The organism is Kutzneria sp. 744 (genome assembly GCF_000568255.1).
Taxonomy (GTDB): domain Bacteria; phylum Actinomycetota; class Actinomycetes; order Mycobacteriales; family Pseudonocardiaceae; genus Kutzneria.
Genome location: NZ_KK037166.1, coordinates 1,137,672 through 1,147,611 on the forward strand (window position 1 = coordinate 1,137,672; position 9,940 = coordinate 1,147,611).

10 protein-coding genes are annotated in these 9,940 nt (G+C 70.3%); 1 reads left to right on the forward strand and 9 read right to left on the reverse strand.

The window, feature by feature from the left end; translation table 11 throughout:
• From KUTG_RS04900 to KUTG_RS04930, 7 genes are all read right to left on the reverse strand, one after another.
• Nucleotides 1–367, reverse strand: a 367-nt coding sequence (locus tag KUTG_RS04900; protein ID WP_043715210.1) for a hypothetical protein, incomplete at its 3' end; no start/stop codon positions are given.
• A 459-nt stretch (nucleotides 368–826) separates the two neighbouring features.
• On the reverse strand, nucleotides 827–1,492 hold the full coding sequence (locus KUTG_RS04905; protein ID WP_043715212.1) for an HU family DNA-binding protein: 666 nt from the start codon (nucleotides 1,490–1,492) through the stop codon (nucleotides 827–829).
• Between the two features lie 129 nt (nucleotides 1,493–1,621).
• Complete coding sequence (locus KUTG_RS04910) at nucleotides 1,622–3,070, reverse strand: purine-cytosine permease family protein (protein ID WP_052393980.1); 1,449 nt, start codon at nucleotides 3,068–3,070, stop codon at nucleotides 1,622–1,624.
• A gap of 67 nt (nucleotides 3,071–3,137) precedes the next feature.
• Entirely contained in the window at nucleotides 3,138–3,851 is a 714-nt protein-coding gene (locus KUTG_RS04915) for an enoyl-CoA hydratase/isomerase family protein (RefSeq protein ID WP_043715215.1), read from the reverse strand.
• Nucleotides 3,848–5,014, reverse strand: a complete 1,167-nt coding sequence (locus KUTG_RS04920) for an acyl-CoA dehydrogenase family protein (protein WP_043715217.1) — start codon at nucleotides 5,012–5,014, stop codon at nucleotides 3,848–3,850. Before KUTG_RS04920 ends, KUTG_RS04915 begins: the two co-directional genes overlap by 4 nt.
• Before the next feature lie 12 nt (nucleotides 5,015–5,026).
• The gene (locus KUTG_RS04925) at nucleotides 5,027–7,060 is read right to left on the reverse strand and encodes an acetate--CoA ligase family protein (RefSeq protein ID WP_043715220.1); all 2,034 of its coding nucleotides are present in this window, start codon (nucleotides 7,058–7,060) and stop codon (nucleotides 5,027–5,029) included.
• Nucleotides 7,057–7,851 carry an SDR family oxidoreductase gene (locus KUTG_RS04930; RefSeq protein ID WP_043715222.1) on the reverse strand — a complete coding sequence of 265 codons (795 nt, stop codon included), beginning with the start codon at nucleotides 7,849–7,851 and terminating at the stop codon, nucleotides 7,057–7,059. The genes KUTG_RS04925 and KUTG_RS04930 overlap by 4 nt, the downstream gene beginning before the upstream one ends.
• Nucleotides 7,852–7,953: 102 nt before the next feature.
• Between KUTG_RS04930 and KUTG_RS04935 the strand changes: the two genes are divergently transcribed.
• Entirely contained in the window at nucleotides 7,954–8,556 is a 603-nt protein-coding gene (locus KUTG_RS04935; RefSeq protein WP_043715225.1) for a TetR/AcrR family transcriptional regulator, read from the forward strand.
• On the opposite strand, the gene KUTG_RS60765 is transcribed toward KUTG_RS04935, so the two are convergent.
• Together KUTG_RS60765 and KUTG_RS04945 are read right to left on the reverse strand one after the other, a co-directional pair.
• On the reverse strand, nucleotides 8,553–9,146 hold the full coding sequence (locus KUTG_RS60765) for a hypothetical protein (RefSeq protein ID WP_043715227.1): 594 nt from the start codon (nucleotides 9,144–9,146) through the stop codon (nucleotides 8,553–8,555). The two genes, KUTG_RS04935 and KUTG_RS60765, sit on opposite strands and share 4 nt — an antisense overlap.
• A partial coding sequence (locus KUTG_RS04945) for a polymorphic toxin type 44 domain-containing protein (protein ID WP_043715230.1) occupies nucleotides 9,143–9,940 on the reverse strand: 798 nt, incomplete at its 5' end. The genes KUTG_RS04945 and KUTG_RS60765, both read right to left, overlap by 4 nt.

A 9,940-nucleotide genomic window follows, 5' to 3' on the forward strand; every position in this document is an offset into this window, starting at 1 on the left:
GCTGGGTGTGGAAGGCGTCGTCGGTGCCGGCGTCGTGCTGGCCGGACTCCCAGTTGTGCCAGTTCTTGGCCAGCGTGGCCGGCAGGATGGTCGCGTTGAGCTGCGCGCCGGTCGTGCGGAGGTCGTCGCCGACCTGGGCGTCGATCGCCGTCAGGGCCGCGAAGTCGGCGTCGACCCGGGCGCGTGCCGCCTGCACCTGTCCACCGCCGGGCTGGCCGGTCGCGGCCAGGCGGTCCTGCGTCTTGTCGGCCGTGAGGTCGGTCAGCAGCGCCTCCAGCGGGCGCAGGTAGTCCAGTCCCCGCAGCTCGTTCCGGCTGAACTCGATGCGCTGGCCGTTGTTCACCATCAGCAGATACGTCGAGGTCACCAGGGGTAATGTGAACGCCAGTCCGATCAGCGCCAGCCGGTGCCAGACACGCGGCCGCCACCAACTCGGGCGTGCTCCGCGTGGACCGGGACCACTCGTCACAGGTTCAACACCCCATCGCTTCCTACATTTGTGGCGCCGCTCACCTTAGGGTTCGACCGTTTCGAGGCGGAAGCACCCGGGCTAATGCGTTCGCCGGACGGTAGGAACATCTGGTCGATCATAACGCTGCGCAGCCGCCCCGCCGCGACCTGACACTTTGGGTCACGACTCGCCCTGCAAGTTGACGCCCGCAAGTTGAATACCGGGACCCACGCTCCGCCGCCGCGTCAACTTCCCGGACCCACCACTCGGATCAACTTGCCGACACAACTACCGGGTCGGCCCCGGACGCCAGCCGGGAGGGCTGACTTCCGAGGCCGACTCGCGACTCGAGTTCCTATCCGGGTTTTCCGGCGATCAGCGCTTGGCCCGCTTCTTGGCGGCCGGCTTCGCCTTCGTCGCCTTCTTGGCGACCGCGGTCTTCTTCACCGTCGCGGCCTTCTTGGTGGCCGGGCGGGTGGCCTTGGCGGTGGCCTTTCCGGCGGCGGTGCGGGTGGTCTTCGCGGCTGTCTTCTTCGCCGGCATCGCCCTGGTCGTCGACGCCTTGGCGGCGGTCGCCCTCGCCGCGGGCTTGGCGGCGGACCTCGTCGTGGTCGCCTTTGCCGTGGTCTTGGTCGAACGGGTGGCGGTCGCCTTTGCGGCGGTCGCCCTAACCGCGGGCTTGGTCGCCGATCGTTTAGCGGTCGCCTTTGCCGCCGGCCGGGCCGCGGGTTTCGCCGCCGCCGCAGTGACGCGGGGCAGCTTGCGCGTACCGTCCACGACCTCCTTGAACAGCATGCCGGGCCGGAAGTTGGGCACGTTGGTCCGGCGCAGCCGCAGCGACTCGCCGGTGCGCGGATTGCGGGCCGTGCGGGCCGCCCGAGCGCGTTTCTCGAACACACCGAAGCCCGTGAGCGTGACATTCTCGCCCGTGTTGACGTTGCGGACGATGATGTCGAACATGGCGTCGACGGCCTGCGCCGCCATCTTCTTCTCCATGCCGAGCCGCAGGCCGAGCATCTCGATCAGCTGCCCCTTGTTCATTTCCGACCCTCCTGTGCGCGAAACGGTGTCGATATGCGTGCACGGTAAGCAGAAAATCCGCCGAGACGCAGGCATTGGGACCACAAATGCGCTGCGAATCGGCGGATTTCACTCCTTCGAGGGAACGATCTAAGCGTCCGGGTCGAGTCCGGCGTCGGCTATCGCCACGCGTTCCCGTTCCGCGGTGAGATCGAGCGAACGGCACAGGACGAGATAGAGGCCGGCCGCCACGAGCAGGCCGATCGGCATGGAGATGTCGGCGCCGCCCAACAGCCGGGCCACGGGGCCCTGGAGGTCGCCGACGATGGCGAAAGGCATCATCGCGGCGAAGCCGACGGCGTAGGCGACCAGGCCCCGCCAGCTCCACCGGCGGTAGATGCCGTGCGGGTTGAAGATCTCCCGGATCGAGTAGTGGCCGCGGCGCACGACGTAGAAGTCGACCAGGTTGACGGCCGTCCACGGCGTGAACAGATAGCCCAGGACCGTGAGGAAGTACTCGAAGTCCTCCAGGAACGTGTCGTTGGAGGCGAAGGCGATGGCGGTGGCCAGCACGCCGACGACGATCAGGGCGTAGACCCGCTTCATCGGGGTGGGCCGGAAGCGCTTGATGGAGTCGACGCAGGACAGCAGGGTCAGGCTGCCGCCGTAGAAGTTGAGAGTGCCGATGGTGATCAGCGGCAGCACGGAACCGATCAACAAGGCCAGGCCGAAGCCGGGAAACACCTTGTCGCCGGCCGACAGCACGGCGTCGACGGTGTCGGCCTTGGGAAACAGGCTGGCGGCCAAGGTGCCGACGAGCATCATCCACGCCCCGCCGACGCCGGCGCCGAGATAGGTCCACCAGAACGACGCCCGGACGCCGACGTCGCGGGGCAGGTAGCGGCTGTAGTCGGAGACGTAGATCGACCACGACAGCTGGTACACGGCGGCGGTGAAGAACTGCACGAGGAACGGGGTCAGGGCGAACGCCCCGAGGTCGAGCTGGGTGGCGCTGAACGGACCGGCGGCCAGCAGCCCGATCGTGAACACGATGAGCAGCACCAGCATCAGGTACGTCAGCCAGCGCGAGGCCTTGTGGATGAAGTCGTAGCCGACGATGGCCAGCACCACGCCGATCACGGCGTAACCGATGTAGCTGATCGGTTTGGGCAAGTCGACCAGGTGCTGCATGGTGGAGCCGACGAGGATCTGGTTGAAGCCGGTGTACCCGACGTAGGTCACCAGCGCGACGACCCACACGAGTAAGGCGCCCATGAAACCGAACTGGGGCCGGGACTGCACCATCTGCGGCAGCCCCAGCTGCGGTCCCTGGGTGGAGTGAAACGCCATGAAGAACGTGCCGAAGGCGTTGCCCAGCACGACGGCGATCGCGGTCCAGATGAGATTGCCGCCGAGCGCGACGCCGATGATGCCGGTCGCGATGGTGGCCAGGTGGGCGTCCCCCGCGAACCACACGGGAAACAGGTGCCACACCTTGCCGTGGCGTTCGGCGATGGGCACGTAGTCGATGGACCGGGCCTCGATGCCCAGCACGGGCCGGTGGTCGTCGCGGACGATGGTGGGTGGCTTGGCCGCCATGCCTGTTCTCCTCGTTGAGTCGCCGTGGTGGCGGAAGGCGCGCGTCCCCCAGGTTCGGACGCCCGGCTCAACCGATGCGGTTGAGCGTGGCGTAAGCCAGTTGCTCCAGCAATAGCGCGGTCTCGCGGGGAGCGTCGGTGGCCGCCGTGATCACCCGCTTGGCGACCGAGACCGCCAGCGGAGGTTGTCCGGCCAGTTCACGGGCGATGTTCAGGGCCGTTGACCGATGTTCGCCGGCCGGCACGGCCTCGGTGATCAGGCCCCACGAGTGGGCCTCAACAGTTGACATTCGACGCCCGCGCAGCACGAGATCCCGGGTTCGGGCCGGTCCGACGGCGCGGACGAGCCGGGTGACGCCGCCGGAGCTGGGCAGGATTCCCAGCCCGACCTCCGGCAGCCCGAACACGGCCGTCTCGTCGGCGACCCGGAGGTCGGCCGCGAGCGCGAGCTCGAAGCCGCCGCCCAGGCAGTAGCCGGCGATCGCGGCGACGGTCGGTTGCGGCAGCGCGGCCACCGCCTCGTACACCGCGCCGCTCTCCCTGTAGTACTCGGCAATCGCCTCGGGCGTCATCTCCCGCAGCTCTGATGTGTCGGCCCCGGCCGAGAAAACCTTGTCCCCGCCCGTGATCACGACAGCTCGGCTGGCCTTCACGGCATCCGACCGCACGGCGTCGAGCAGGCGGGACTCCAGATGCAGGGACAGGGCGTTGAGCTTGGCCTCGCGCCGCAGGGTCAGCACCGCGACATCGCCGTCGCGCGTGACCTCGACGTCGCCGATCACCTGGGGCCGGCGAAGGACAGCAGGCCGGTGAGCCCGCGCTTGGCCACCTCGTTGGCGATCACCAGCCGCTGGATCTCCGAGGTGCCCTCCCAGATCCGGTCCACGCGCAGCTCACGCCACAGCCGCTCCACCGGGTAGTCCCGGATGTAGCCGCGGCCGCCGAAGATCTGCACCGCCCGGTCGGCGACCCGGTTGGACGCCTCGGACGCGGCCAGCTTCACGGTGGCCGCCTTGGCGTGCAACAACTTCCGGTCCCCGCCCTGGTCGAACTCCCACGCCACCTGGTGGGTCAGCGCGCGGTTGGTGGCGATGTCCACGACGGAGTCGGCGATCATGCCCTGGATCAGCTGGTGCTCGATGAGCGCCTGGCCGCCCTGGATCCGCTGCGAGGCCCACTCGGAGGCCAGCGTCAGCGCGCGCTCGGCGGCGCCGATGGTGCGGGCGCCGATCATCAGGCGCTCCTCGGTGAACCAGTCCCGGGTCAGGTCGTAGCCGTTGCCGATGCCGCCCAGCACCGCGTCGCCGCCGACCCGCACGTCCTCGAACAGGAACTCCGGGTGCTCGTAGACGAAGGTGTGGGTGTAGCGCGGGGTGCGCTTGACCGACACACCGGGAAGGTCCTTGTCCACCAGGAACAACGTGGGCGCGTCGCCGACCAGGGCCAGCACGATGAGGAAGTCGGCGGCGTCGCCGACGGTGACGAACCACTTCTCGCCGTTGATGCGGTAGCCGTCGCCGTCCGGGGTGGCCGTGGTCTCGATGCCGGACGGGTCGGAGCCGGCGCCGGGCTCGGTGATCGCGACGGCGTCCCGGCGCCGCCCGAGGATGTCCGGCACGAGGTAGCGCTCGCGCTGCTCGGGCGTGCAGGCCCGCAGGCAGTTGGCCGGCCGCCACACGGTGTCCCACAAGGCGTTCGTGAGCTTGCCGAGCTCGTCCTGCACCACGACCTGCTCCAGCACGGTCAGGCCGGCGCCGCCCCAGTCGGCCGGCATGTTGACGGCTTGCAGCCCGCTGGCCAGTACGTCCTGGCGGATCGCGTCCAGTGCCGCCGCCGACAGGCCGTTGTCGGCTTCGCACGCGTCCTCGTACTGCATGATCTTGCCGGTGAGGTCGGCCGCGCGCTGCTTCAGCTCGGCCAGCCTCGGGGTGTAGGCGAACTCCACGGTGGATCTCCTTCAGCGTTGTGCGAGCACGATCCGGGCGTCTAGGCCGAGGCAGCCGCCCGGCGTCGCCAGCAGTGGGTTGACTTCGAGTTCGGCGATCTCGGGATGGGCGGCGGCGACTTCGGCGATCGCCGCGACGGCCCGGGCGGTGGCGGCGAGATCGACCGGCTTGCGGCCGCGGGCGCCGTGCAGCAGCGGGGCCGCCTTGAGGGTGCGGAGCATGGTCTCGGCCTCGGCCGGGGTGACCGGGGCGAGCGCGAAGGTGACGTCCTTGAGGATCTCGGTGAACACGCCGCCGAGGCCGACCATCAGCACCGGCCCGAAGCGGGGATCCCTTCGCACGCCGACGATGAGCTCCACTCCCCCGGCGGTGTCGGCCATCGCCTCGACGCAGTACTCGGTCACGCCGAGGCGGGCGACCATTTCCTTGTGCGCGGCTGTCACTGAGTCCTGGTCTGACAGTCCGATCGCGACACCGCCGGCGTCGGACTTGTGCAGCAGGCCCATGGCCTTGAGCACGACCGGGTAGCCGATGTCCTCGGCGGCGGCGACAACATCTGTTGTCAGTCGCGCGGCCGGGAAGGTGAGGCCGCCGACCTTGAGCAACTCGCGCGCGTCCCAGTAGCCGCATTCGGTGACGGGTTCGGCGGGGTGCGGCAGGGGCCGGGTCATGGGGTGCCGGTCGGCGTGGTCGGCCAGCATGCCCAGGGTCCGCGCGGCGTCGTCGACGACCCGGAACACGCCGATGCCGTTGCGGCGGAGTTCGGCGGCGGCCGCGCTGTCGGAGCACATCGTGTGCAGGGCCAGGGGTTTGCCGTGCCGGTGGACGTGCTCGGCCATCACGGTGGCGGTGGCGATCTCCCGGGCGGCGAGCTCGGGACCGTAGTCGCCGTAGCCGCCGAAGTAGCCGGTGACCAGCACGGAGTCGATGTCGGGATCGGACAGCACCCGGTCGATGGTGCGGGCGAAGGAGGCAATGTCCTGCTCGCCGGCCCCGGCCAGGTCGACGGGGTTGGCGACGCCGGCCGAGGGCGGCAGGTCGGCCTTCAGCGCGGCCACCAGCGAGGGCCGGAACTCCTCGACCATCAGGCCGTTGGCGTCGGCGATGTCGCTGGCCGTGGAGGCGTGTCCGCCGCCGTCGGCGATCACCGCCACGCGCCGGGCCGGCTTCGAGCCGTGCCGATGCAGCGCCGCAACGAGATCGGCCATCTCGCGCGGGCTCCGCACCCGGTCCACGCCCGCGGCCCGGCAGGCGGCGTCGATCACGGCGCTGTCGCTGGTCAGGGCGCCGGTGTGGGAGCGGGCGGCGCGGTTGGAGGCGGTGCTGGTGCCGATCGTCAGCAGGACAACGGGTTTGCCGGCCGAGACCGCCTCGGCCGCGGCGGCGATGAACGCGCGGCCGTCCTGGAAGTCCTCGCAGTACGCGGCGATGACCTCGGTGCCCGGGTGGTGGGCGTAGGCGCGGATCAGGTCGGCGGCGCAGAGGTCGGCCTGGTTGCCGAGCGAGGCGAAACGGGAGAAGCCCAGGCCCCGGTCGGCCAGGAACTTGCTCAGCTCCAACGCCATGTTGCCGCTCTGCGACACCAGCCCGACCGGCCCGGACGGCAGCGGGTTCGACACCAGGTACAGGTCGCTGGTCGTGTCCAGCACGCCGAGGCAGTTGGGCCCGAGCAGCACGGCCCCGGCGGCGCGGATCTTGTCCGCCACCGCGATCTGCGTCGCGCGGCCCTCCTCGCCGAGCTCCGCGAAGCCGGAGGTGATGCCGACGATCGCCGTCGCCCCGGCGGCCAGGGCGTCGTCGACGGCGGCCTCGAAACCGTTGGCCGGCACGGTGATCACCACGCAGTCGACCGGCTGCTGGATGTCGGCCATGGCGCGGTAGGTGGGTCGGCCCAGCACCGGTTCGCCGCGGCGGTTGACCAGGTAGACGGGTCGGCTCATGCGCAGGGCCTGCACGCTGATCCAGTTGCCGTACTTGGTCTCGCCGTTGCTGGCGCCGAGGATCGCGACCGCTCGCGGCGTGAACAGCGGGTCCAGGTTCCTCACGCCTCCACCTCCGGCACGGGGTAGCCGGCGCCCCAGGCGTCCGCACCGCCGTCGACGACAACTGTTGTCCCGGTGACGTAGGCCCCGCCGTCCGAGGCCAGGAAGGAAATCAGACCAGCGACGTCGTCCGGCGTGCCGAGGCGACCGAGCGGCACGGCCTGGGCCCAGCGCCGGCGGTCCTCGTCGGTGTAGTTCTCCTGGAGGCCCTCGGTCGCGATGGTGCCGGGGGCCACGCACACCGACCGGATGCCGTACCGGCTCCACTCCAGCGCGAGGCCGGCCGCGAGGTTCTCCAGCGCGGCGCGGGCGGCGCTGGCGTGCACCATGCCGGGGATGCCTCGGCGCGGCGAGAAGGCGATGAAGAAGACCACCCCGGAACGGTTGGGGATCATCGAACGGACGGCGACTTCGCGGGTCAACGCCCAGGCAGCGTCGACGGCCAGCCGGTGCACGGCCCGCCAGCCGCCGGGGCTGATCTGCTCGGCCGGCGCGGCGAACTGGCCGCCGGCGTTGTTGACCAGGATGTCGACGCGCCCGTACTCGGCCATCGCGGCGTCTACCACGCTCGTGATGTCCTCGCGGATGTCGGCCGTCAGCGCCAGGCATTGCCCGCCGGCCTTGACGATCTTGTCGCGCACGGCCTCCAGCGGCTCGGCCCGGCGGCCGCAGATGACCACCCGCGCCCCGCCGGCGGCGAGATCCAGCGCGACCGCCCGGCCGATGCCGGTGCCGCCGCCGCTGATCACCGCCACTCGGCCCGCGTGCACGTCCGGCCGGAGAACACCGCTCACCGTCGACCTCCCATCTGACTGACGCGTCAGTCAGGATCAGTAAACAGGCCCTGTCAAGGGCAATGGGTGCATTTGACTGGCGCGTCAGTTAGGCTGGCCGGCATGACCCGTGCCGACGAGGACAGACGTGAGGCGATCCTGGAGGCCACCTGGCGGCTGATCGCCGAGCGCGGCTACCACGCGGTGCGGATCGCCGACATCGCCAAGGTCTGCGGCACCAGCACCGGCACGGTGCACTACTACTTCCCGGGCAAGCACGACGTGCTGACCGAGGCCCTGAAACACTGCGTCGAGCACGCCTTCGAGCGGCAGAGCCATGAGCTGCGGCAGATCGACAACGCCTACGAGCGTCTGCTCAAGCTCATCGACATGCAGCTGCCCAAGGTCGGGCCGGTCCGCGACGAGTGGTCGGTGTGGCTCCAGTACTGGGCCGAGTCCGCCATCCGCCCCGAACTGCGCCCCGTGCACAGCGAGTTCTACGCCCGCTGGCGCGAGACCGTGGTGCGGATCGTGCGCCGCGGGCTGCGGCAGGGCGTCTTCCGTGACGTCGACGCCGACCAGGTCGCCCTGCGGCTCACCGCGCTCACAGACGGCCTGGCCATCCAGGTGCTCACCGGTTCGCCGGCCGTCACCGTGACGGTGATGCGGGAACTGCTGGTGGATTTCGCCCGCCGCGAGCTGTTGGCCGGGGCGATCGCCGGCTAGTTCGGGTAGCCGACGTCGCAGTCCTGCTTGGCCAGCACGAGCAGCATGGCGTCGACATGGTCGTGGGCGTCGACGAAGAAGCGGTAGGCGGCGGCCGGGTTGCCGGGAACGGGCGCGCGGTAGTGGTCGTCCATCTCGATGCGACCGTCGGCCATGTCCTTTTCGGTCTCCTCGACGGTGTCCGGGTAGGCGCGGCGGACGTCGTCGAGGCCGGCGCCGAGGGCCACACCCTCCGGAGTGGACACTCCGGCGTACGCCTCGATCTTGGCCACGCCGTACTTGGCGGACACCCAGACGCCGCCGCCACGGGCCGGCGTCGCACCGGTCTCGACAGCGGTGCGGCAACCAGGCAAGTCGCCGGTCGCGGTCCGGCTCACCTGCCCGGTGCCGACGGCTTGGTCAAGAGTCATGCCGAGGCGGAGCTGCCCGAAGCCGTCGGGGCCTAGGCGGTGGTCATGGGCCAGCGCGACGGCCGGCCCGGCGACGGGGCCGTCGTCGGCCGAGTGGGTGTAGACAAACCGGGAACTGCAGCCCACAAGCGCGGACAACAGGAGCAGGCCGACGGCCGCCCGCGCGAGGCGCGCGGTCATCCGGCGGGGATGAGGTAGGTCGGCTCGTCCGGGTGGTCCTGCCGGAACACGTTCCTGTTGTCGCGGATCACCTGGAGAATGATCTTCGGGTCCCGCATGTCGGCGGAATTGGGGTGCTGCTTCCACAGCCGCGCGCCGGCCCGGATGGCGGCCTCCTTGCTCGGCCCCCAGTGGTTGTCCTCGACGATCTTGCTGAGGATCTGGTAGGCGTGCGCGCCGTTGACGACGGCGTCCTCGCTGAGCCCGCAGGACGCGGCGACGTAGCCGTAGTGCAGGTTGGACCAGAAGTCGTAGTTGAGCTTCTCGTCGGTGCCGGGAATCGTGAAGTAGTAGCCCTGCAACCCGTTGGCGCGCAGGATGTTCACCAATGGTCCCTTGTGGTCCCACGGGGCGCCGGTCTTGAACTGCATGGCCATCATGATCAGGCCGGACTCCTGCCGGGCCACCGGGTCGTTGAACAGGCAGTCGCGAAAGCCCTGGCACGGACCGAAAAGACCGCGGATGCTCTTCGCGAGGTCGCTGTTGGGGTTGTCGGCCATCTGACCGGACATCAGGGACATCGCCTGGTCCCACGCCGGGTTGTCGGGCTGGCGCTGGGCCGGCGGCAGGCAGGTGGGCGGGCAGTCGAGGCCGCCGTCCACGCCGCCAGTGGGGGGCGGCGGGGCATTGCGGCGGGCGTTCTCCTCCCGTTGCGCGGCGGCGACGGCGGACTGGAACACCTCGGCGGCGGCCTGCGCGGCCTCGACGGCGGACTTGTTCGCGGCGACGGCGTCGGCACGGGCCCGCTCGGCGGC

What these genes read in the sequence shown, in the direction of transcription:
- KUTG_RS04905 (WP_043715212.1), bottom strand. Translation starts at nt 1,492, where the DNA reads ATGAACAAGGGGCAGCTGATCGAGATGCTCGGCCTGCGGCTCGGCATG.
- KUTG_RS04910 (WP_052393980.1), bottom strand. Translation starts at nt 3,070, where the DNA reads ATGGCGGCCAAGCCACCCACCATCGTCCGCGACGACCACCGGCCCGTG.
- KUTG_RS04935 (WP_043715225.1), top strand. Translation starts at nt 7,954, where the DNA reads ATGACCCGTGCCGACGAGGACAGACGTGAGGCGATCCTGGAGGCCACC.
- KUTG_RS60765 (WP_043715227.1), bottom strand. Translation starts at nt 9,146, where the DNA reads ATGACCGCGCGCCTCGCGCGGGCGGCCGTCGGCCTGCTCCTGTTGTCC.